The sequence below is a fragment of the Prauserella aidingensis genome (genome assembly GCF_024171865.1).
In the GTDB taxonomy this organism is placed as follows: Bacteria; Actinomycetota; Actinomycetes; order Mycobacteriales; family Pseudonocardiaceae; genus Prauserella; species Prauserella aidingensis.
In genome coordinates this window covers 371156-393373 of record NZ_JAMTCN010000002.1, presented here as the reverse complement: position 1 = coordinate 393373, position 22218 = coordinate 371156, and the positions used below count along the sequence as shown (strand labels likewise).

Genomic DNA, 22218 nt, shown 5'->3' with positions numbered 1-22218 from the left:
GGTGGCGGCTCAGCCGGTGGCCGCTGCGGCCTTCTGGAAGTACTCCCAGGTCGCGGCGAGCCCGGCCTTGAGGTCGTACGACGGGGTGTACCCGATCGTGTCGGCGCTACCCGAGACGTCGACGATCACGGCCGGCATCTCACCACCCGGTGCCGGCACGTGTTCGACCGGGATCTCCGCACCCGTCACCGCGCGCACGCCGTCGATCATGTCCAGCACCGACACCGACCTGCCGCCGCCGAGGATCGCACGTCCGACGTACTGCGTGTCCCACGCACCCGTGATGCCGGAGACGATGTCGTCGAGGAAGACGAGGTCGCGCTTCTGCTGCCCGTCGCCGTAGACCTTCACGCCCTCGCCCTGCAGGGCGGCGCGCATCAGGCGCGGGATGAAGCTGTCCTTGTGCGACATGCCGGGGCCGTAGACGTTCGTGAACCGCAGCGCCGTCGTCCTGACCCCGTAGGCGCCCGCGTAGCCCGACATGAGCATCTCGCAGGCGGCCTTCGTCGCGCCGTACGGCGTGAGCGGGGCGAGCGGCAGGTCCGGGGTGATCGTGGCCGTGCCGACGTCGCCGACGACGGCGTTCGTCGAGGCGAGGATGAACCTCGGCACCTCGTTGATCCGGGCGAGTTCGAGCAGCTCGTGGGTGATCGCGACGTTCTCGGCGTACGTCTCCGCCGGCATCTCGACCGACTTGAGCACCGACGTGATCGCGGCGAGGTGGATGATGCCGTCGACACCGGGCTTGATCGCCTGCTCGCGCACGGCGGCGTCCTTCAGGTCGCCCTGGACGTGGACGACACCCTCGTCGTCGGGATACGGGGACGGTTCCCTGTCGATGACCGTGACCAGCGCGCCGCGTTCGCGGAACTTCGCGACGACCGCGCGCCCGATGAAACCGCTGCCACCGGTGACGACGACGTTGCACACGTCTTGAGGATTCGACGAAGCCATGAGGCGTAAAGTACCGGTCCCCCGAACGGCCCCCTGCGCCGACCGCCCCAATACCCGCGCGCGACCCCCTCGGCAAGACTCCGACCTGGTCGTTACCGACTCGTGAGCAGTCGCACCCCGGGAGATCGGCTCACTGACCTGCGCCTGTGCACTGTCCACACTGGCGCGAATGTCCGTTCTCGCCCGGCGTTTTTCGTGACCGGTTTCACACTCGAGCCAGGAGGGTGCGGCGAGCCGATCCCGGGGACGACCGACTCAGAGGGCGATGACGAGGACGCCGATCCACGAAACGGCGATTCCGGTCGCGACCCCGCCGACGACCCAGCGCACCACCGGCACGTTCCTGCCCAGCCACAGCGACGGCGTGAGGCCCGCGGTCACCACCAGCGCCGCCACGACCGCCACGAGCCCGTGCGTCGCCGAGGCCAGCGCACCGGCCAATGCGAGCATCGCCACGATCATCACGGCGGCGAAGAACACCCCGACCAGTACGCCGGTTCCCCACGGCACCGGTCCGGGATTCCGCTCCGCCTGCAGCCGCCACCACTCGGCGAGTGCGTCGAACCTGCCGTGCCCACGTCCCGCTCCCGCCACGGCCTCGGCCGCAGCGGAGTCGGTATCGCCGTCGTCGTCGTCGACGGGAGGCACGGCGACGAACGTGCGAGCCGCGACCGGGTCTCGGTAACTCACCGTCACGCCGAGAGCGGCCGCGACGCGACCCGCGAGCTGCCTGCCACGGTGCGCGACGACCGCCGCACCGGCGTCCGCGTCGCCCTGGCCGCCCGATACGGCCGGGTCCACGACGCGGGAACCGCCCGCACCCACCACGGCCGACACGCGCGCCCACTCGTGCAGCGCGTCGGTCAGCTCGTCGCCGAGGGAGAACGCGGCGGGATCGGCCTCGCGGCCGGCCGTGCCCGTCAGCACCGCGCGATCACCACGCACGTCGAGTTCCAGCTCAGCGCCGTGCATGCGCGACCGCTCCTTCCCTTCCCGCCGCTGCTTCCCTGCGCGCCGCCTCCTTGCGCACTGCTTCCCTGCGCACGGTGAGTTCGTAGAACGCCACCGCGCCGGTCGTCGCGACGTTGAGCGAGTCGACCCCGTCGGCCATCGGCACCGACACGGCGACGTCGGCCGCGGCGAGGGCCTCGTCGGAGAGGCCATGGCCCTCCGATCCCAGCATGAGCGCCACCTTCTCGTCTCCCGCGGCCTCCCACAGCGGCACGGATCCCGGCCTCGGGGTCAGCGCGGCCAGCCGGAACCCCGCATCCCGCACGACGTCCAGCGCGGCCTTCCACTCCGCGGGCCCGCTCGCCACGGCGAACGGCACGCGCAGCACGTGCCCCATCGAGACGCGCACGCTGCGGCGGTACAGCGGATCGGAACAACCCGGGCCGAGCAGCACGCCGTCGACGCCGAGCGCGGCGGCGTTGCGGAACAGCGCGCCGAGGTTCTCGTGGTCGCCGACGCCTTCGAGCACGGCGATCACGCCGGCGTCGCGGACGAGCTCGGCGACCGACGGCTGCGGAACCTTGTCCGCTGTGGCGAGCACGCCGCGGTTGAGGTGGAACCCCACGACGCCCGCCATCACGTCGGCGGACGTGACGTACGCGGGCACGTCGAGCTCGTCGAGGTCGGGGTGCAGCTCCTCGATCCGGCGCTGCACGCCGAGCAGCGCCCGCACCGGATACGGCGACTCGACGAGCCTGCGCACCACGACGGTTCCCTCCGCGATCACGAGCCCACGCCCGCCCGGCCTGTCGGGCCTGCGGTCGGCGGTCGTGAGGTCGCGGAACTCGTCGAGCCGCGGGTCCCCGACGTCGTCGGTGTAGATCAACTGCACTGAGCCGGCCACTCGCAGAGTGTCCCATTGCACCTGTTGCGCGGGTATCGGTGCTCCGAACGTCGGGTACGCCGTTCGTGCGAACGAAGGCCCCTCGCAGACTGTGAGGCGAACACCCCCGCAGTGCACCGGTTTGGCCGCTGGTCCGACACGCGCGGCATGTGCCAACGTCGCTTTCTGCCGCGGAAAACACCGCGGTAGAAGACGTCGCGGTTACTCGGGAGGAAGGTGCCGATGGGTCAGGACGTCGCTCCGAGAAGCCGTCCCCCACACGAACGAGGCCGGTACCGCGACAAGATGCAACGCTGCCTCGACACCTTCGCCCGCATGCTCGCCGAACAGCACTTCACGTTCCCGCGCAAACACATCGGCCTCGAGGTCGAGCTGAACCTCGTCGACAGGGCTATGCGCCCGTCGATGTCGAACGCGGCCGTGCTGGCCTCGATCGACGACGAGCTGTTCACGACCGAGCTCTCGCAGCACAACATCGAACTCAACGTCCCGCCGCGCCCGCTGGACGGCGAGTCTGCGTTGCGGCTCGAAGGGGACCTGAACGCACACCTCGGCCGTGCGGAGGCCAAGGCGGGCGGCAAGGGCGCCCAGGTGGCCATGATCGGCATCCTGCCGACGCTCGGCAACGAGCACTTCGACCAGAAGTGGCTGACCGACAACCCGCGCTACGCCCTGCTCAACGACCGCATCCTCGCCACCCGCGGCGAATGCCCACTGCTGTCGCTGGAAGGCGCGGGCCTGCCGGGCGGACAGACCGAGGACCTGCACACCTACGCCGAGTCGATCCTCCCCGAAGCGGCGTGCACCTCGGTGCAGCTGCACCTGCAGGTGGCGCCCGACGACTTCGCCCCGCACTGGAACGCCGCGCAGTGCCTGGCGGGTCCGCAGGTGGCGCTCGGGGCGAACTCGCCGTTCCTGCTCGGCAAGTCGTTGTGGGCCGAGACCCGGATCCCGCTGTTCCTGCAGGCCACCGACACCCGCCCGGACGAGCTGAAGAACCAGGGCGTGCGCCCGCGCGTGTGGTTCGGCGAACGGTGGATCACCTCGATCTTCGATCTGTTCGAGGAGAACCTGCGCTACTTCCCCGGCCTGCTGCCGGAGACCGACGACGAGGACCCGATGGACGCGCTCGCCGACGGCAGAGTGCCGCGGTTGACCGAACTGCGGCTGCACAACGGGACGGTGTGGCGGTGGAACCGGCCGGTGTACGACGTGGTGGACGGGGCGCCGCACCTGCGGGTGGAGAACCGGGTACTGCCCGCGGGTCCGACGGTCGTGGACATGATGGCCAACGCGGCCCTGTTCTACGGCGCCCAGCGCGCGCTGACCGAGGAGGAACGGCCCGTGTGGACGCGCATGTCGTTCCAGGCGGCCGAGCAGAACCTGCACGCGGGCGCGCGGCACGGGTTCGACGCACAGTTCTACTGGCCCGGCATCGGCTCGATCCCGCCCGACGAGCTCGCACTGCGGGTGCTGTTGCCGCTGGCGCACGAGGGACTGCGCAGTTCCGGGGTGTCGGCGACCGTGATCGACCGCTACCTCGGGATCATCGAGCGCCGCTGCGTCACCAAGCGGAACGGCAGCGTGTGGCAGCGCGAGGCCGTCGCCGCGGCGCAGGACCGTGGATTGAACCGGGAGTCGGCCCTGGCCGTGATGCTCGGCGACTACCTCGAACTGGCGCGCGAGGGCAGGCCGGTGCACGACTGGCCGGTAGGCTGACACTCCGGCCCGGCGACCACTCCGGCCCGGCGACGAAAGGCGCGGCGATGCCGAAGATCATCGGAAGCTCGCTGGACGAGCACCGCAGGCAGGTGCGCGAGAAGGTGTTCGACGCCCTCCGGAACCAGCTGTACGAGCGCGGGTTCGACGCGATCACGCTGTCCGGGGTCGCCGCGGAGGCGGGCGTGGGCCGCACCGCGATCTACAACCACTTCCCCGACCGCGAGCACCTGCTGGTCGAGTTCGTGGAGGACGAGGTCGCCCGGTACGTCACGCGGCTGACCGACGCCGTCGACGCGGTCGACGACCCTGCCGACAAGCTCGCCGTGTTCGCGCGCCTGCAGCTGGAGACGCTCGCCGACTACCACCTGCCGCCCGGTGCGACGCTGGCCTCGGCGCTCGCGCCGTCGTCGTACCGCCGCATCGCCGCGCACGCCGACCCGATCGGCCGCATGCTCACCGACATCCTCGCCGAGGGCATGGACCGTGGCCGTTGGCCGCGGCAGGACGTCGCGGTGCTCGCGCCGATGGTCAGCGCGGCACTCGGTGCCCGCCAGGTCGTCGACGTCCCGCCGGAGGAACTGCCGCAGGCGATCGAGCTCGCGGTGGCGTTCGTGTCGCGCGCGGTCGGAGTAATTCCGCGCGAAGCATCGCCGGAGGCGCCCACTCACGGCTAGGCTCGTTTCTGACACGTTGTCAGAAAGCGCGGGAGGCGTCGTGACCGACCAGGCAGTGCACCCCGGACAGCCGGAGACCGAGTCGCAGGCGCCGTTCTCGCAGGTACTGCGGCACTCGACCCGCGAGGTGCACGACCGCGCGCACCACTCCCGCTACATGAACGCGCTGCTGGACGGGCGGCTGACGCTCGAGGGCTACACGAGGCTGGCCGAGCAGTACTACTTCATCTACTCGACCCTCGAGGACGCCGCCGACACGATGGCCTCTGACGAGATCGGCGCACCGTTCGTCGTGCCGGAGCTGCACCGCACGCAGGCCCTCGTCGTGGATCTCGAGCGGCTCGCGGGACCGGGTTGGCGCGACCGCATCACGCCGACGCCTGCCACACGGGCCTACGTCGAGCGGCTGCGCGAGGTCGCCTACGACTGGGCGGGCGGGTTCGTCGCACACCACTACACGCGGTATCTCGGGGACCTCGCCGGCGGCCAGGTGGTCGGCAAACTGTTGGAGCGGACGTACGGCGTGACGGGTCCCGGCTCGCGGTTCTACGACTTCGGGGCGCTCGGCAGTCCGTCGGCGTTCCGCACGCGGTACCGGGCACTGCTCGACGCGGCGCCGTGGGACGAGGCCGAACACGAGCGGATCATGGCCGAGACCCTCCGCGCGTTCGAGCTCAACATCGCCGTGCTCGACGATCTCGCCGGCGCCGTGGAGACTCACCGCGCGGCGTGAGAAACCTCGTCGCGCGAGCGGTGTGGACCGGTGCGTCCCGACCGGGCCGACCCGCACCGACCGGGCGCGATCACCGGTTCGAGGGACGACTTCGTGGCGTGACCCATCTGACACGTCGTTGACCTCCAGTGAGGTCGAGGGAGCAAGGTCAACTCACGCCCACCCGGTTAGCAAGCACCCGCGGCGGCGACTAGGTTGGCACACGAGACGGACTGCGCAAGCGACCTCAACGACGAAGGAGGGCTCATGCCCACGTACGAGCTTCCCGACCTCGACTACGACTACGGCGCACTCGAGCCGCACATCTCGGGTGAGATCAACGAGCTCCACCACAGCAAGCACCACCAGACCTACGTCAACGGTGCGAACCAGACGTTGGAGAAGCTCGCCGCCGCCCGGGACGCGAACGACTTCGGCTCGATCGTCGGCCTCGAGACCACGCTGGCGTTCAACCTCGCGGGCCACGCCAACCACGTGGTGTGGTGGAAGATCCTGTCGCCGAACGGTGGCGACAAGCCGACCGGTGAGCTCGCGGCCGCGATCGACGACGCGTTCGGCTCCTTCGACAAGTTCAAGGCGCAGTTCACGGCGGTCTGCACCACCATCCAGGGCAACGGCTGGGGCGCGCTGTCCTGGGACCCGATCGGCAAGACGCTGATCACCCAGCAGCTGCGCGACCACCACAACAACCTGGTCCTGCCGACGGTTCCGATCCTGCTGGTCGACGTGTGGGAGCACGCGTTCTACCTGCAGTACAAGAACGTGAAGCCGGACTACGTCAACGCCCTGTGGAACGTCTTCGACTGGGCCGAGATCGGCAAGCGCTTCGAGGACGCCAAGGCCGGCCGCAACGGCCTGCTGCAGGCCTGAGGTTTCCCGGCCGCCGAGGTCGACTCGGGCGAACCACGCGAAGGCCCCGCACCGGACACGCTCCGGTGCGGGGCCTTCGTCGTGAGCGGCGCTTCGTCGCCGCGGGCATGACCGAGGAGCAGATCCGGAAGCTCGCCGGATGCGGAGGTTCTCGCGGGGCTCAACGGGTCCGACCAGAACTACCGGGGTCGGCAGCATGCCGAGATCAAGGGTGTTCTGGACCGGCTGCCTCAGCGGACGAACGAGAGCACGTGCGGAGGTTGCCGTACCCACCGTTCCGCAAGGCTGACGGGCCGGGACGGCGCTTCGACGTATTCGCGCCCGCCGGCGGTAATGTGGGTCTTACGGGAACGGGGCCCTGGCCGGTTCCAGCGGCCAGGGCCCCGTCCGTTCCCGAACTGACTGCCGCTCCCACCACGAAGCGACGTCTCTGAGGTTAGCCTAACCTCAGCAAGTCGCGCAAGTGGTCGCCGCGCGCCTTGGCCATGGCGGCTGCGCAGATCACCGCCGCGAGCATCGCCACGGTACCGCCGATGTAGAACGGCGACCGCCCGCCGAAAGTCTCGGCCATCCACCCGGTGAGCAGCCCGCCGACCGGATTGCCACCCATCACCATCAGCACGTACAGCCCCATCACCCGCCCGCGCATCTCCGGGCTGACCGACGTCTGCACCAGCGCGTTCGCCGTGTTGAGGAACGTGATCGTCGCCAGCCCCAACGGCACGAGCGCCAGGCCGAACGCCAGATAGGTCGGCATGAACGACGTCGCCAACTCCAGCACGCCGAGCGCCATCGCCGCCCCCAACAGGAGCCGCATCGACGGCTTGCCCTTGCTCCCCCGCCGCGCCGACAACAGCGCACCCCCGAAGGTGCCCACCGCCAGCAGCGTCGACAGCATGCCGTAACCGTCGGCCTCCGTACCGAACACGTTGCCCGCGACGACCGCGAGCGAGGTGAAGAACGTGATCGCGAACGTGCTGACGAACAACATCAGCAGCATGATCGCCATCAGATCCGGCCTGCCGCGCACGTACCGCAACCCCTCGCGCAACTGCCCCTTGCCGCGCGCCACGGCCTTCCCCCGGTACAGCTCGCCCGGACGCATCGCCGCGAGACCGGCCAGCACCGCGAGCGTCGACACGGCGTTACCGAGGAACAGCCACCCCTCACCGACCGCGACGATGGCCAACCCGGCGATCGCGGGCCCGACGATGCGCGCCATGTTGAAGACCGACGAGTTCAGCGCGACGGCGTTCGCCACCTGCTCCTTGCCCACCAGCTCCGCGACGAACGACTGCCGCGTCGGCACCTCCAGCGCCGACAACGTCCCCAGGACGAAACACAGCAGGTAGACGTGCCACAACTCGACCGCGCCGCTCACGGCGAGCCCACCGAGCACGGTGGCCTGCACGAGCATGCACGCCTGGATCGCGAACAGCAGCTTGCGCTTGTCGATCCGGTCCGCCAGCACACCCGCCCACAACGACAGCAGCAACGTGGGCAGGAACTGCAACGCCACGGCGACACCGAGCGCCACCGGATCGTTGCCGCTGAGGGTGAACACCAGCCAGTCCTGGGCGGTGCGCTGCATCCACGTGCCGATGTTGGACACGACCTGCCCCGAGAAGAACAGGCGGTAGTTGCGCACGCGCAGTGATCCGAACATGCCTGGTGGGGCCTTTCGGCGGGTTCCCGGGATAGCGTCAGCGGTCGGTCGAGCCTGGGTGTCGCTATCCGTCAGTGCCACGCCGGGTTGTCGCCTCCTGGCAGGCGGGCCTCAGCTGTGTCCCGCCATGCGTTCGATGATCGTGGCGGCCCTGGAGAGCACCTCGCGCTCCTCGCCGCTCAGTTCCTGCAACCGTTCGTCCAGCCACGCCTCACGAACCGAGATGCTCTCGTGGACGTAGGCCGTACCCGACTCCGTGATCTCGACGATGGCCTGTCTGCCATCGGTCGGATGCGGAGCCCGTTCGACATAGCCGACCAGTTCGAGCGCAGCGATCACCCGCGTCATCGACGGCGGTTGAACACCCTCGTGCGCGGCGAGCCGCCCCGGTGTCATCGCGCCGTGCTTGTGGAGCGTCGACAGCGCGGCCACCTGGGTCAACGACAGGTCGGTGTCGGTCCGCTGTGCCCGCAGCCTGCGATTGAGCCGCACCACCGACAGCCGCAACCGGCTCGCCAGCGAAGGGTTCTCGGACCGGCCGCCCGGCTCGGAGGGAACCGAGGCGGTCAGACCGTCTACAGGCTCGGACACTTGATTAGTTTAGCTCACGATCTCTGCGACCTGCACAGATGGTGCTGTGGGCGACACCCGAACCGGTGACACCCACAGCACATGCGAGGGGCGAATCGGACGATCAGGCGAACATCGACTGGATCGGGCCGATCCCGAAGTAGACGACGAACGCGACCGCGACGACCCACATGAGCGGGTGCACGTTGCGGGCCTTGCCCGTGGCGGCCTGCAGCACGACGTAGCTGACGAAGCCCGCGCCGATCCCGTTGGTGATCGAGTACGTGAACGGCATGACCACGATCGTGAGGAAGGCAGGCAATGCGACCGTCAGGTCCGAGAAGTCGATGTCGGCGACCTGCCTGATCATCAGCGCACCCACGATGACCAGGGCAGGCGCCGCGGCCTCGATCGGAACGATCTCGTAGAGCGGGGTGAAGAACATCGCGACGAGGAACAGCCCGCCCGTGACGATGTTCGCCAAGCCCGTGCGCGCGCCCTCCGCGATACCGGCCGCCGACTCGACGTACACCGTGTTCGAGCTCGCCGAACCCGCACCACCCGCGATGGCACCCACCGAGTCGACGAACAGCGCCCTGCTCGTGTTCGGCAGCGTGCCGTTCTTCTCCAGGCCCGCCTGCCTGCCGAGACCGGTCATCGTGCCGATCGTGTCGAAGAAATCCGTCAGCACGAGACTGAACACCAACAGCGCCGCCGAGATGGCCGGGATCTGCACCCACGCGTCGAAGTTGAAACTGCCCAGCAGGGACAGGTCCGGCACGCCGAGCACGCTGTCGGGCAACGCCGGGTAACCGTACGCCCAGCCGCCCGGGTTGTCGTCGCCCGACGGGCCCGCGCTCACGATCGCCTCGACCACCAGCGCCAGCACGGTGCCGATCACGACACCGATGAGGATGCCGCCCTTGACGCCCCGCGCGACGAGGATCGCCATGACGATCAGCGTCACGACGAACACCAGGGTCGGCCACGTCGCGATCGAACCGCCGGCGCCCAGCTGGACCGGCGTGCCGTCGCCCTGCGTGACGAACCCGGCGTCGACCAGGCCGATCAGCGAGATGAACAGCCCGATGCCGACGGCGATCGCCGCCTTCAACGCGGGTGGCACCGCCTTGAAAATGATCGTGCGGACACCCGTGAGCACCAGGATCAGCACGATGATGCCGTTGACGACCACCAGGCCCATCGCAGCGCCCCAGCTCATCTGCGGGGCGATCGTGTAGGCGACGAGGGCGTTGATGCCCAGGCCCGCGGCCAGCGCGAACGGGAAGTTCGCCACCAGGCCCATCAGGATCGTCATCACGCCCGCGACCAGCGCCGTGACGGCCGCGACCTGCGGCACGCCCAGGATCGCGCCCGTCACGTCGGTCTTCGCCGACGGGTCGTCCGGCGAGAAGCTGCCGAGGATGAGCGGGTTCAGCACGATGATGTAGGCCATCGCGACGAAGGTGACGAGCCCGCCTCGCACCTCGCGGCCGACCGACGAGCCTCGCTCGCTGACCTTGAAGAAGCGGTCGAACCCGCTCTTCGGGTTCTCCCTGCCCTCTTCGGTGCTCTCCTGAGCCACTGTCACCCACCTCGCTTCACACACGGCAGCGGTAGCCTGTCCCACGTGGACACACCCGGCAAGACCCGACGAGTTACAGGCCCGTTTCGACCGGTTCCCGCCCTGCCCAAACCCGTCGTCGGACTGTGGGCACCGGCACTCGTGGGCACCACGGCGTGGCTGGTCGCCCTGGTCGTCCTGCTCGTCACCGGCGCCGACAACACATGGACCTGGACAGCGCTGGCCGGTGGGGGACTCGGGTGCGTCGGCTTCGGAATCATTACATGGCAGACCACGGCCTCGCGCCACGGCTCCCGCGGCGCCCAACGCGACCTCTGACGCCCCGCCCGCCCCGGCCCGCGTGACCCGTACCGCGGGACGCACACCGCTCGGCCCCGCCGACCCCGCGCCACCCGCAGTCCCACGCCTGCTCAGGCTCGACCGTGGTGAGCCGCACGAGCGATGGATCCGCCGGTCGAGCGGCGGAACACGAGTCCGCAACGCCTGCTCTAGACCACGGGACAGACCGCCGATCACTCCGTACTCTGGAAGTGGCGGGCCCCGTACACCTCCCCCTCGTTCGGGGCCCGCCCCCACCGGGTCGCCGGATTTCGGCAGCGGCCGCGCCGGCGTTGATCCGAGCGGGAACCGGACTCCCCGGTCCTCCGCAGACCCCGCCGACGCTCCGCAGACCCCGCCGGCCCGCACCCGGCCGATGCCCAGCCCGGCCGTTGCTCAGTTCGGCCGTTGCTCAGCCCGACCGTTACTCAGCCGAGGAGCGTGCGCGGGTCCGGGTCGTCGAGCAGGGCGGCGATCTCCCAGCGGCGTGCCCACAGCCCGGCTGCCCATGCGAAAGCCCTGGCCAGCCCGTCGGACGTGTCGGACGCGTGCAGCACCCCGGCCACGTCGACACCGGCCACGTCGACACCGGCCCCGTCGACACGGGCCCCGTCGACACCGAGGCCCTCAGCAGCGGTGCCGTGACGATCGTCGCCGTCCGGATCGACGCTGTACCACCAGGGCACGTCCACGTCGGCCTCTCCGACGTCGGCGCCCGCGACCGTCAGCCGCTCGTGCACGACGACACCGCCGCCGGGCAGCGTCACACCCAGCAGTTCGGCCACCTCGGCGACCGCGGGCAGCTGCGTCCACGACGCGAACTCGCCGTCGCTGCTCACCTCGGCGTCGATCACGACACTCGCGAGCGGCAGGTCGAACGCCTCCGCCAACTCTCCCGCACCGCGACCCGACTCACCGCCCTCGCAGGCCACGAACCTCGCGGGCGGGAGCGCGCCGAGCAGCCACGGCCCGTCGAGCACGACCACGTCGCGCGCGTCGGTGACGGCCCCGTCGAGCGTGCGCACCCTGTCCGGCGGATCGACGTGTCCCGCGGCCAGCAGTCGATGCACCCGCAGCGTCAGGCCGAGCGGCACCGCCCGATCGGGATCGGCCAGCCGGTCGCACAGATCCGCGACGTCGTCGGTGTCCACAGTGGTCGCATCAGGCAGTGCCGTGCGGACGCCCACCGCCGTGAGCTGCTCCGGCGACAGCCCCACGTCCGGCACCGGGTCGAACAGCCCGGCGAGGTCGCCGGCGCCGGGCATCCGCCAGTCCGCGGGAGCGCGGCCGTCGAGAAGTGCGAACCGGGCGAGCCACCACGGCGTGTGGCCGCCGGGCTCGGTCAGCGCGCGCCACGTCTCCGGCCGCTGCGCCAACAGCCGGATCGCCGCGGGCCACGCGTCGTCGGCGACCAGGTCGAGGTCACGTACCGCACGCACCCGCGGCGGTGCCGTCGCCTCCCACCACGCCGTTTCGTCGGGCAGTTCGTGGTCGGCATCGGCGGGTTCGTCGTCGACGACCAGGGCGAACGAGTCCAGCACGCCGAGTGCGGTCAGCACGGCCGGGTCGTGGGATTCGGCGAACGCGTCGTCGAGCACGTCGAGCGCGCCGTCCTCGCCGACGGACTCCGGGTCGAACACGTCGAGCACCGGCGCGCCGGGCAGCACCAGCTCGTCGGCCCTGCGCCACCCCGAGCGCGCAGGCAGTGCGAGGGCTCCCAGGCCGGTCGCGTCGCCGTCACGGGCCAGCCGCAGCACCGCGTCGACGAGTGGGCGGACGTCCACTCCTGACACGGCGTCCTCGACGCTGCGTTCCACGGCCTCGCGCAGCGCAGGCGCCTCCAGCAGTTCCGCGGGGCCCGCGCGCTGCGCGCCGAGCCGTTCGAGCAGCGGATGCGCCGCGTCGGGGTGCACCAGGTGCAGCCCCACCACGTCGAGCCCGGCGAGTACCGGCAGACCGGACTCCTCCGGTGCGGACTCCGGCACCAGCGCTCCTCGCGGACCCGGCACGGTGCGGCCGTCGGCGAGCGGCACCGGGAGGGCGCCGAGCTCGGCGGCGTCGAGCTGCCGCGCGTCGAGTGCCGCCAGCACCGCGTCGTAGAGCCCGTGCCACCACGTCGGTTCCCGGTCGATCCCGGTGAGCGCCTCGACGACGTCGGCGACGCCGATCGCACGGGCGCCGACCGTCTCGAGCACGCGGGCAGCGGCGTGACCGCACGCGGTGGCGAGCCCGGGAACCACGTCGGCGAGCAGGCGGACCAGCTCCGGCGCGTCCACCGGCAGCACCCTGGTCCGACTCCCCGCGAGGTCGCCGCCCGCCGCCGCGGGAATCCAGTCCTGTTCGGACAGCTGCGCGACCACGAGGTCGCGCAACTCCGAGTCCACTTCGGACAACGGGAAGCGCGCCGACGGCACGAGTGCCTTCCGGTCGGCGGACGCGAGTCTCCGCACCAGTCCCGGATACGCCGTGGCCGCCGCGGCGAGTACGGGACGAGCCGCCTCGCCGGTCAGCACGCGCCTGCGCGAGGGTTCCACGGGAACGGGTGCGAACAGCCGAGCAGGCAACGACAACCGCTCGTCCGTCGGTGTCGGCGTGTGCAGCACGTCGTCGTCCAACGGCAGCGGCGTCCCGCTGTCGTCGACCGGCAGCGCCCACACCACACCGTCGTCGACGTGGGTCAGCCACCGCGCCGTCCCCTCCGGCGTGCTCAGTGTGACGACGCCGGAGCCCGGGGCGGCCGAACGCGACCAGGTGCGGCCGTCGACGTCCACGCGCGTCAGCCACGGCAGCGCCAGCAGCAGGTCCGGCACCTCGGCGGCGATCGTGTCCAGCACCTCGCCCGCGGGCACGGTCAACGGAAGCCGCACCTCGGTGTCGAACCCCTCGGGCACCGGCGGCTCGTCGTCACCGAGTTCCCACGGCAGCCGCAGTACCGGCACGTCGGCTGCGCCGGCCTCGGCCTTCGTACGCTGCTCGGAGAAGGCGACCCCGCCCGTGCGCGACACGATGCGCGGCTCCGCCGTCACCGCCAGTACCGCGGCGAAGCCGACCCCGAACCGGCCGACCGTGTCCGCCGGTTTGGCCGACGCCCGCAACGACGCCAGCGCGGCGACGCCCGCCTCGTCGAGCGGCGCCCCGGTGTTGGCCACGCGCAGCTGCCCGCCGGTCACCGTGACGCGCAGGTGGCCCGGTTCGCCTGCCAGAGCGGCGGCGTCGGCGGCGTTCTGGGCCAGTTCGACCACCAGCCGGTCGCGGTAGCCGCCCGCGCGCAGGTCACGTTCGGCGTTGGTGTCCTCGGTCAGCCTGGTCGGCGAATCCCGCCACGCGCGCAGCACGGCGGCGCGCAGCCGGTCGAGGCCGAAGGCGTCAGGCAGGCCGCTCACCCGTCGCGGACTCCATGTCGAGCAGCGAGTCGTCGTAGACCAGCTCGGCGACCGGCACCGACGACGTCGTCTCGACCTTGATCTCCGAGTGCGCACCGCAGCCGTACTCGGCGTGCACGACGTGCCCGTCGGCGGGCGCGTACTCGTTGCCGCACACGCCGAACGCCGCCTTCAGTGAACCGCCGAGCTGCAGGTAGAAGCCGCAGGTACCGCAGGTCGCGGGCGCGCTGCGGGCCATGTCGGCGCGCGGGCCGAACTCGCCGCCCTTCCAGCGCCTGGCCGAGTCCTCGCGGCCCTCGCGCGACATCACCCGCTGTCTGCCGAGACCGAGCTCGTGGGCGGTCTCGGTCGCCTCGGGGTCGTCGACGTCCAGGTACGCGGGCACCAGGCGGTCGTCACCGGCCTCGGGAGGGAAGAGATCGCCCACACCGAGGTCGCCGGGCCGCACCCGCCGCTCCCACGGCACCCAACTCGGCGCGACGAGCGCGTCCGGGCCGGGCCGCAGCACGACCTCGCTCACCGTCACCGCCGCGTCGGCATCCGCGTCGGCGACCGCCACGGTCACCGACCAGCGCCAGCCCCGGTAGCCGGGCAGCAGGGCGTCGAACAGGTGGCTGACGGACACGGCGTCCTCGTGCTCGACGCCCACGTGCGCACCCACACGCTCCTCGCCCGCGTCGAGGACGGCCGCTTCGCGCGCCGTCTCCACCGCGTCGACCAGCTTCTGCCGGTTCGCACCGTCGTCGAGGGTGAGAGGCAACGTCATGGTCGCCATTGTGCCGCACGGGCCGTCCCTCGCTGGGGCGGCCGCCGAAACGCCCAGCCACCCCCACGGCGGACGGACGGCGGAAGCCCACCTGTGCGAGGCTCGACGGCGTGAAACACGCATCGGCCCTCCTCGTGGCCGCCGCGGTCGTCACGGCGTGCGCTCCCGGCGACGCCGACCACGGCCAGGGCACGCGGACGGGATCGGGACAGGGCGTCGAGCAGCTGCGCGTGCAGGTCGAGCAGGAACTGCCGCACGACGAGACCGCGTTCACGCAGGGCCTCGAGTTCGCGGGCGACACGCTCTACGAGGGCACGGGACGCAACGGGCAGTCGAGGCTGACCGCGGGCCCGGCGGGCGGGCCGCCGGACCGCAGCGTCTCCCTGCCGGACGAGTTCTTCGGCGAGGGCATCACCGTCACCGACTCCGGGGTGTGGCAGCTCACGTGGACGAGCGGCGTCGCCATCGAACGCGACCCGGACACGCTCGCCGAGCGCCGCCGCGTGTCCTACGACGGCGAGGGCTGGGGCCTCTGCGACCAGGACGACCGGCTGGTCATGAGCGACGGCTCGGCGACGCTGACGTTCCGCGACCCCGAGACGTTCGCAGCGCAGGGGTCGGTCGACGTCACCGAGGCCGGACAGCCGGTCGAGAACCTGAACGAACTCGAATGCGTCGGCGGCGACGTCTACGCCAACGTGTGGCAGACCGAGGACATCGTGCGGATCGACCCCGGCAGCGGGCGCGTCACGGCACGTGTCGACGCGTCCGGACTGCTCGACGAGGGCGAGGTCACGTCGCCGGAGGCCGTGCTCAACGGCATCGCCGCCTACCCCGGGTCGGACCGCTTTTTGATCACGGGCAAGCTGTGGCCGAAAATGTTCAGGGTGGCGTTCGTTCCTGCGAACTGAGCGGTCGCGCGGCCGGTCACAGCGGGGGCGGTCGCAGCGGGTCCGGTCACAGCCGGCACGGGCCGAGTGGTGCATCACCCGGACGGGCCGGGGACGAGTACGGCAGGATTGAGCGCATGGGGTCGAACAAGCGGGGCAAGCGGAGGTGGACACCCGAACCGGGTGCACAGCAACCGCCCGCCGAGAACACCCCTACCCGGGACTCCCGCAGGCCACAGGACCACGGCCCGGGCCCGCAGGACCGGCGCGGTCGGCCGCAACCGCCTCCGCAGCAACCGCAGGCGGCCCAGCACCCGCAACAGCCCCGGCAAGAACCCCGGCACCCGCAGTCGCCGCCACCTCCGCAGCCGTCCCGGCCTCCACAACCACCCCAGCCGCCGAGCGTGACGGCCGACAACGCCCCGACCGGCGCGATCCCCACGCCGCCCCGCGGGTCACGGCCCTACCCGCCGCGGCCGTGGGAACAGGCGCCGCAGCCGCCCGGTACCCGGGGTGACTTCGGCGACTACTACGACACCGGCGGCTACCCGCCTGCCGACGGCCCCGCACCGGAACGTCCCGGTGGGCCCGCGGAGCCTCCGGGCGAGCCGAACGGTCCGCAACACCCCGACGAGGCCGAGCACGGCTTCGACGCGGGCCCGAAGACGCCGCGCAAGCTGACCGTCACCCGCGTGGCCGCGCTGCGCAGCAGGGAGCTGTCCGGCAAGGCCGTCGGCGCGTTCCAGCGGGCCGCGAAGGCCGACGGCGCGGAGAAGTCCGGGCTGACGTCGCTCACGTACGCGGTGATGCTGAACTACGCCAGCGACGCGGCGATGGCCGTCGCGCTGGCCAACACGCTGTTCTTCGCGGCCAGCAGCGGCGAGAGCCGTGGCAAGGTCGCGCTCTACCTGCTCATCACCATCGCGCCGTTCGCGCTGGTCGCGCCCGTGATCGGCCCTGCGCTGGACCGCATCCAGCGCGGCCGCAGGCTCGCCATGTGTATCGCCAGCGCGGGCCAGTTACTGATGTGCGTGCTGATGGCGCTGAACTTCGACAGCTGGATCCTCTACCCGGCGGCGCTGGGGAAGATGGTGCTGTCGAAGTCGTTCATGGTGCTCAAGGCCGCCGTCACCCCGAGGGTCCTGCCCCCGGAGATCACTCTGTCCAAGACCAACGCGCGGCTGACCGTGTTCGGCCTGGCCGCGGGCGGTGCGTTCGGTGCGGTGGCGGCCGGACTCAACTCGCTGCTCGGCTCGTCGGCCGCGCTCTGGTACACGGCCGTCATTTGCGGGGTCGGGGCGTTCCAGGCGATGCGCATCCCGTCGTGGGTCGAGGTCACCGAGGGCGAGGTCCCGGCGTCACTGACCGACCACCACGCCACCGGGGCCGACAAGCAGGCGAAGCCGAAACGCACGCCCATGAGTCAGCACACGACGGTGGCGCTGTGGGGCAACGGGTCGATCCGCCTCCTCACCGGGTTCCTGATGATGTTCGCGGCGTTCGCCGTGAAGGAGCAGACGGAGGCGGGCGACTACAGCCCGTTCATGCAGCTGGTCATGCTCGGCGTGATCGGCGCCGCCGCGGGTGCGGGCGGGTTCATCGGCAACGCCATCGGCTCCCGCATGCACTTCGGCAAACCCGACCAGGTCATCCTGGTGTGCGTGGCCTCGGCGCTGGCCTCGACGGTCCTCGCCGCCGTCGCCTCGGGCCTGACCACCGCGGCGATCGTCGGGCTCGCCGGCGCCACCGCCAGCGCGCTCGCGAAGAACTCCCTCGACGCCGTGATCCAACAGGACATGCCCGAGGAGTCGCGGGCGTCGGCGTTCGGCCGGTCGGAAACCGTGCTGCAGCTGGCGTGGGTGTTCGGCGGCGCCGTCGGCCTGCTGCTGCCGCCCACGTACTGGATCGGATTCCTCACGGTGTCCGTGCTGCTGGCCCTGGGCCTGACGCAGACGTGGCTCGCCCGCGGCGGCGCATCCCTCGTCCCCAAGGTCGGAGCGGCGAAGGTCGGCCGGAAGCTGCGGTCCGCGGCGAGCCGCAGGTCCGGCTCGCAGGCCACGCGAACGGCGTCGACCGGGCACAGGCAGGCGAAGGGCGGCACCCGGGTGTCGCGGTACGGCGGGTCTCACGGCGACGAGAGCGGTCCCGGAGGCGGTTCGGCCACCGGTGGCGCGAACGGTCCCGCAGGAGGGCCCGCCGGAGGACCCACAGCCGCCGAACCCGCACGCGAGCCGTAACCTGAAGCGCATGCGACGAGCGGTAGGAGCCTTGCTGGCCTGCGCGGCACTGTTCGTGACGGGCTGCTCGGCGGCACCCGACCCGGAGGTCACGTTCTACGCCGACGGCGACTCGACCGTCGCCGCTCCCCTCATCTACTGCGACGAGGTCCTGAAGCAGTGCGGCGACGAGCACCGTCCCGTGAACCTCGACGTCCGGCCCGGCATGCCCGTGCAGGTGTCGGTTCCGGGCAGCGTCGCCGACACCCCGTGGGTGATCATCGTCCAGTACGTCAACACCGAGACCGGCAAGGAATCGATCGACCAGCAGGCGTTCACCGACGGTTCGCAGCACGCCTACACCGCCACGCCGCCGACGTCGAAGGACCGCGTGGCCGTGATCGAGGTGCAGCAGATCGGCGCCGCCTACGGCGTGGACCAGCAGGGCAACCCGATCGTCGACGAGAACGGGCAGCCGCAACTCGTCACCCGCGGCATCTGGTCGCTGCAGAACTCCGCGACCTGACCGGCCGCTCCGAAGCGAGCTCCGACAACAGCAAGGCCCCGGCGTCGTGATCGAGCGCCGGGGCCTGCGTTCTGCCGTGACCCGGTGTCGTGACCGGGCGGCCTGCGTCGTTACGGATCGAGGTCGCGGGCGACGGCCCGCATGACCTCGGCGATCTTCTTCGTCTTCTTCCGCTCCGGGTACCTGCCGCGGCGCAGCTCCGGCTGCACCGTCGCCTCCAGGAGCTTGATCATGTCGTCGACCATGCCGTGCAGCTCCTCCGCGGGACGGCGGCGCGCCTCGGCGACCGACGGCGGCGCGTCCAGCAGCCGGATCGACAGCGCCTGCGGGCCGCGGCGGCCGTCGGCCACCCCGAACTCGAGCCGCTGACCGGACTTGAGGGACTCCACACCCTGCGGCAACGCGGCCTTCCGAATAAAGACGTCCTCGCCGCCGTCCTGCGTGACGAAGCCGAACCCCTTATCCGCGTCGTACCACTTGACCTTGCCGGTCGGCACTTCCCTCACCGTTCCTTCGCTGCTCTGACCGCGGTGCGGGCGGCTGTGCCCGTCCCGCATGACGAACGCGCCCCAGGTCTGCGTACCCAGGACGCGCGTACCGTCAAGCTTATCTCGCCACACACGGTGCGTTCCAGGACATTGCACGCTCTACTATTGGGAGCCATGACGACCAGCACCTCGGACGAGCAGGCGGCCGGCACCCGAAAGCCCCTGCTGATGCGACTCGGCGTCGGACTGTTCGCCGTCGGCATGCTCGCCGTGATCGTCGTGTTCGTCCTGTTCGCGGCCGGGATGGAGGACCTCCCGGTGTGGCTGTCGGTCGCGGCGGGGGTCATCACGCCGCTCGGCCTCGGGCTCGGGCTCATCGCCCTCGTCCGCGAGCACAAGGGCTCCTGACCGGAGCGTTCCGCACGCCACGGTCTCCCGGCACGCGTTCCTCGGGCCACGCCCCGCGGGCGCAGGTCTGCGAGACGGTTACGGGAACGTGCGGCGCAGCCAGTCGGGGAACTCGGTCAGCGAGTCCAGCACCACCTCGGCGCCGGCCTCGACGAGTTCGTCGCGCGAGCACGGCCCGCTGACCACCCCGACGGCCACGGCGCCCGCCGCCTGCGCGCCGCGCATGTCGCCGACGTGATCGCCGACGTACACCGGCGCCCTGTGCTCGGTCAGCGCGGCCGCTTTGCTCGTCGACCACAGGTCCCCGACGAGTGTGTCGACCGGAAGGTCGAGCGCCTTGACGTGCAGGTCGGCGTTCGGCCCGTACTTGCCGGTGACCACGAGCGTCGTGGCGCCGAGCTCGTGCACGACGTCGAGCGCCTGCTGCGCACCGGGCAACGCGACCGTCTGCGGCACGACGATCTCCGGGTAGTTCGCCCTGAACTGTGTGATCAGGTCGGGGATCTTCTCCTCGGGCGTGCCGAATCCGCGCAGCGAGTGGTCGAGGGGCGGCCCGAGGTGGGCGGCGAAGTACTCGCCGTCGAGCGGCAGGTCGTTGTCGTCGCCGAGCCGGTTCATCGCCGCGGCCATTCCGGGCCGCGGGTCGATCAACGTCATGTCCAGGTCGAATCCCACGCAGGTCAGCACCCGGACCACGGTAATCGCCCGCCACCCGCCACTACGCCCACGGCCCGTGTTGCGGATCCGGGAGCCCGTGTTGCGGATCCCGGGGCCCGTGTTGCGGGTTCAGGAGCCCGTGTTGCGGTTCTCGGGGCCCGTGTTGCAGACCTCGGGGGCCGCTGGGCACCGGAGCTCAGGCGTGGGCGGAGCCGGCGTGGCCGGTCAGGCCCAGCAGTTCGACGGCCTGCTGCCGCATCTCGACCTTGCGCACCTTGCCGGTGACCGTCATCGGGAAGTCGTCCACGACCTGGACGTAGCGCGGAATCTTGTAGTGCGCCAACTTGCCCTGGCAGAACTCCCGCAACGACTCGGCCGTCAGCGGCTCCGCGCCCTCGCGCATCCGCACCCACGCCATGAGCTCCTCGCCGTACTTGGCGTCGGGCACGCCGATCACCTGGGCGTCCAGGATGTCGGGGTGGGTGTACAGGAACTCCTCGATCTCGCGCGGGTAGATGTTCTCGCCGCCGCGGATGACCATGTCCTTGATCCGGCCGGTGATGTTGACGTAGCCGTCGTCGTCCATCACGGCGAGGTCACCGGTGTGCATCCACCGCGCCGAATCGATGGCCTCGGCGGTCTTGTCGGGCTGGTTCCAGTAGCCGAGCATCACCGAGTAGCCGCGGGTGCACAGCTCGCCGGGTTCACCGCGCGGCACGGTCAGGCCCGTGGCCGGGTCGACGACCTTCACCTCGAGGTGCGGACCGACCCTGCCGACGGTCGACACTCGACGTTCGATGGTGTCGTCGGCGCGCGTCTGCGTGGACACCGGTGACGTCTCGGTCATGCCGTAGCAGATCGACACCTCGGCCATGCCCATCCGCTCGATGACCTGTTTCATGACCTCGACCGGGCACGGCGAACCGGCCATGATCCCGGTGCGCAACGTCGACAGGTCGTAGTCGTCGAAATCGTCCTCGGCGAGCTCGGCGATGAACATCGTCGGCACGCCGTAGAGCGAGGTGCAGCGCTCGGCCTGCACCGCCTGCAACGAGGACTTCGGATCGAATCCCGGCGCCGGGATCACCATGCACGCGCCGTGACTCGTCGCGGCGAGGTTTCCCATCACCATGCCGAAGCAGTGGTAGAACGGCACCGGGATGCAGATGCGGTCCTGCTCGGTGTAGTTGCAGAGCTCGCCGACGAAGAATCCGTTGTTGAGGATGTTGTGGTGCGACAGCGTCGCACCCTTGGGGAATCCGGTCGTGCCGGACGTGTACTGGATGTTGATCGGGTCGTCGGCGGACAGTTCCTTCGACACGGCTGCGAGTTTCGCCGTGTCACCGTCCGATTCGAACATCTCCGTCCATTCCGGACGACCGAGAAGCACGACGTCGGACAGCGAATCGCAGCGCGGCCGCACCTCGTCGATCATCGCGGCGTAATCGGAGGTCCTGAAACTCTCCGCCGCGACAAGCATGCGAATACCCGACTGGTTGAGCACGTACTCGAGCTCGTGCGCCCGGTAGGCCGGGTTGATGTTGACCAGCACGGCCCCAATCCTGGCCGTGGCGTACTGCGTCAACGTCCATTCCGGACAGTTCGGTGCCCAGATGCCGACCCGGTCGCCCTTCGACACGCCCTTCGCGAGCAACCCGAGCGCCAGTGCGTCGACGTCGGCCTGCAACTCGCGATACGTCCACCGCCGCGCCGACGGCAGGTCGACCAGCGCGTCACGATCCCCGTGGGCCGCCACCGTCCGGTCGAAGTTGTCGCCGATCGTGTCGCCGAGCAACGGGACGTCCGACGTTCCGGACGCGTAACTGGGGAGGGCGGGCGCGGCGGCGGGCGAAGTCATGATGTGCTCCTCGGGCGTCAGCATTGACGTTTCCGCCGGTCAGTCTAGGGACCTGAGCGCCGCCAGGCCATGACTCGCC

At 70.8% G+C, this 22218-nt stretch carries 20 protein-coding genes; 9 read left to right on the top strand and 11 right to left on the bottom strand.

Annotation, left to right across the window (positions count from 1 at the left end):
- Positions 1-9 precede the first annotated feature (9 nt).
- The 3 genes from LY13_RS03795 to LY13_RS03785 all read right to left on the bottom strand — a co-directional run bounded on the left by LY13_RS03795 (position 10) and on the right by LY13_RS03785 (position 2809).
- Complete coding sequence (locus LY13_RS03795) at positions 10-954, bottom strand: NAD-dependent epimerase/dehydratase family protein (protein ID WP_253826708.1); 945 nt, start codon at positions 952-954, stop codon at positions 10-12.
- Positions 955-1209: 255 nt separating this feature from the next.
- Positions 1210-1926, bottom strand: coding sequence for a DUF2537 domain-containing protein (locus LY13_RS03790; RefSeq protein ID WP_253826707.1), 717 nt, complete (start codon positions 1924-1926; stop codon positions 1210-1212).
- A complete protein-coding gene (locus LY13_RS03785) occupies positions 1913-2809 on the bottom strand; it encodes a TrmH family RNA methyltransferase (protein WP_253826706.1) in 897 nt (298 codons plus the stop codon). The genes LY13_RS03790 and LY13_RS03785 overlap by 14 nt, the downstream gene beginning before the upstream one ends.
- Before the next feature lie 222 nt (positions 2810-3031).
- Here LY13_RS03785 and LY13_RS03780 point away from each other — a divergent pair, with 222 nt between their 5' ends.
- From LY13_RS03780 to LY13_RS03765, 4 genes are all read left to right on the top strand, one after another.
- On the top strand, positions 3032-4528 hold the full coding sequence (locus tag LY13_RS03780; protein ID WP_253826705.1) for a glutamate-cysteine ligase family protein: 1497 nt from the start codon (positions 3032-3034) through the stop codon (positions 4526-4528).
- A gap of 47 nt (positions 4529-4575) precedes the next feature.
- On the top strand, positions 4576-5205 hold the full coding sequence (locus LY13_RS03775) for a TetR/AcrR family transcriptional regulator (RefSeq protein WP_253826704.1): 630 nt from the start codon (positions 4576-4578) through the stop codon (positions 5203-5205).
- A 40-nt stretch (positions 5206-5245) separates the two neighbouring features.
- Complete coding sequence (locus LY13_RS03770) at positions 5246-5938, top strand: biliverdin-producing heme oxygenase (RefSeq protein ID WP_253826703.1); 693 nt, start codon at positions 5246-5248, stop codon at positions 5936-5938.
- Positions 5939-6184: 246 nt separating this feature from the next.
- Positions 6185-6808, top strand: a complete 624-nt coding sequence (locus LY13_RS03765; protein ID WP_253826702.1) for a superoxide dismutase — start codon at positions 6185-6187, stop codon at positions 6806-6808.
- A 436-nt stretch (positions 6809-7244) separates the two neighbouring features.
- Here the strand turns inward: LY13_RS03765 and LY13_RS03760 are convergent, their stop codons facing one another.
- The 3 genes from LY13_RS03760 to LY13_RS03750 all read right to left on the bottom strand — a co-directional run bounded on the left by LY13_RS03760 (position 7245) and on the right by LY13_RS03750 (position 10629).
- Positions 7245-8474, bottom strand: a complete 1230-nt coding sequence (locus LY13_RS03760; RefSeq protein WP_253826701.1) for an MFS transporter — start codon at positions 8472-8474, stop codon at positions 7245-7247.
- A 111-nt stretch (positions 8475-8585) separates the two neighbouring features.
- Positions 8586-9044 (bottom strand): MarR family winged helix-turn-helix transcriptional regulator, encoded by a 459-nt coding sequence (locus LY13_RS03755; RefSeq protein WP_253826802.1) that lies wholly within the window; start codon positions 9042-9044, stop codon positions 8586-8588.
- A 124-nt stretch (positions 9045-9168) separates the two neighbouring features.
- Positions 9169-10629, bottom strand: a complete 1461-nt coding sequence (locus LY13_RS03750) for an NCS2 family permease (RefSeq protein ID WP_253826700.1) — start codon at positions 10627-10629, stop codon at positions 9169-9171.
- A gap of 45 nt (positions 10630-10674) precedes the next feature.
- Between LY13_RS03750 and LY13_RS03745 the strand changes: the two genes are divergently transcribed.
- The gene (locus LY13_RS03745; RefSeq protein ID WP_308216262.1) at positions 10675-10947 is read left to right on the top strand and encodes a DUF2530 domain-containing protein; all 273 of its coding nucleotides are present in this window, start codon (positions 10675-10677) and stop codon (positions 10945-10947) included.
- A 428-nt stretch (positions 10948-11375) separates the two neighbouring features.
- Here the strand turns inward: LY13_RS03745 and LY13_RS03740 are convergent, their stop codons facing one another.
- Positions 11376-14330 carry a sacsin N-terminal ATP-binding-like domain-containing protein gene (locus LY13_RS03740; RefSeq protein ID WP_253826699.1) on the bottom strand — a complete coding sequence of 985 codons (2955 nt, stop codon included), beginning with the start codon at positions 14328-14330 and terminating at the stop codon, positions 11376-11378.
- Positions 14314-15096, bottom strand: coding sequence for a DUF3027 domain-containing protein (locus tag LY13_RS03735; RefSeq protein ID WP_253826698.1), 783 nt, complete (start codon positions 15094-15096; stop codon positions 14314-14316). Before LY13_RS03735 ends, LY13_RS03740 begins: the two co-directional genes overlap by 17 nt.
- Before the next feature lie 110 nt (positions 15097-15206).
- Between LY13_RS03735 and LY13_RS03730 the strand changes: the two genes are divergently transcribed.
- The 3 genes from LY13_RS03730 to LY13_RS03720 all read left to right on the top strand — a co-directional run bounded on the left by LY13_RS03730 (position 15207) and on the right by LY13_RS03720 (position 18728).
- A complete protein-coding gene (locus tag LY13_RS03730; RefSeq protein ID WP_253826697.1) occupies positions 15207-16007 on the top strand; it encodes a glutaminyl-peptide cyclotransferase in 801 nt (266 codons plus the stop codon).
- A gap of 116 nt (positions 16008-16123) precedes the next feature.
- On the top strand, positions 16124-18223 hold the full coding sequence (locus LY13_RS03725; RefSeq protein ID WP_301298348.1) for an MFS transporter: 2100 nt from the start codon (positions 16124-16126) through the stop codon (positions 18221-18223).
- 10 nt (positions 18224-18233) lie between these two features.
- The gene (locus LY13_RS03720; RefSeq protein ID WP_253826695.1) at positions 18234-18728 is read left to right on the top strand and encodes a DUF2771 family protein; all 495 of its coding nucleotides are present in this window, start codon (positions 18234-18236) and stop codon (positions 18726-18728) included.
- Between the two features lie 110 nt (positions 18729-18838).
- Here LY13_RS03720 and LY13_RS03715 read toward each other — a convergent pair whose 3' ends face one another.
- Positions 18839-19225, bottom strand: a complete 387-nt coding sequence (locus tag LY13_RS03715; protein ID WP_183785390.1) for a cold-shock protein — start codon at positions 19223-19225, stop codon at positions 18839-18841.
- 165 nt (positions 19226-19390) lie between these two features.
- Between LY13_RS03715 and LY13_RS03710 the strand changes: the two genes are divergently transcribed.
- Positions 19391-19624: a hypothetical protein gene (locus LY13_RS03710; RefSeq protein WP_253826694.1), complete on the top strand. Its 234-nt coding sequence runs from the start codon at positions 19391-19393 to the stop codon at positions 19622-19624.
- A 78-nt stretch (positions 19625-19702) separates the two neighbouring features.
- Here LY13_RS03710 and LY13_RS03705 read toward each other — a convergent pair whose 3' ends face one another.
- Both LY13_RS03705 and LY13_RS03700 read right to left on the bottom strand, forming a co-directional pair.
- Complete coding sequence (locus tag LY13_RS03705) at positions 19703-20311, bottom strand: HAD family hydrolase (RefSeq protein WP_253826693.1); 609 nt, start codon at positions 20309-20311, stop codon at positions 19703-19705.
- Between the two features lie 166 nt (positions 20312-20477).
- Positions 20478-22139: an AMP-binding protein gene (locus tag LY13_RS03700; RefSeq protein WP_253826692.1), complete on the bottom strand. Its 1662-nt coding sequence runs from the start codon at positions 22137-22139 to the stop codon at positions 20478-20480.
- Between the last annotated feature and the right edge of the window lie 79 nt (positions 22140-22218).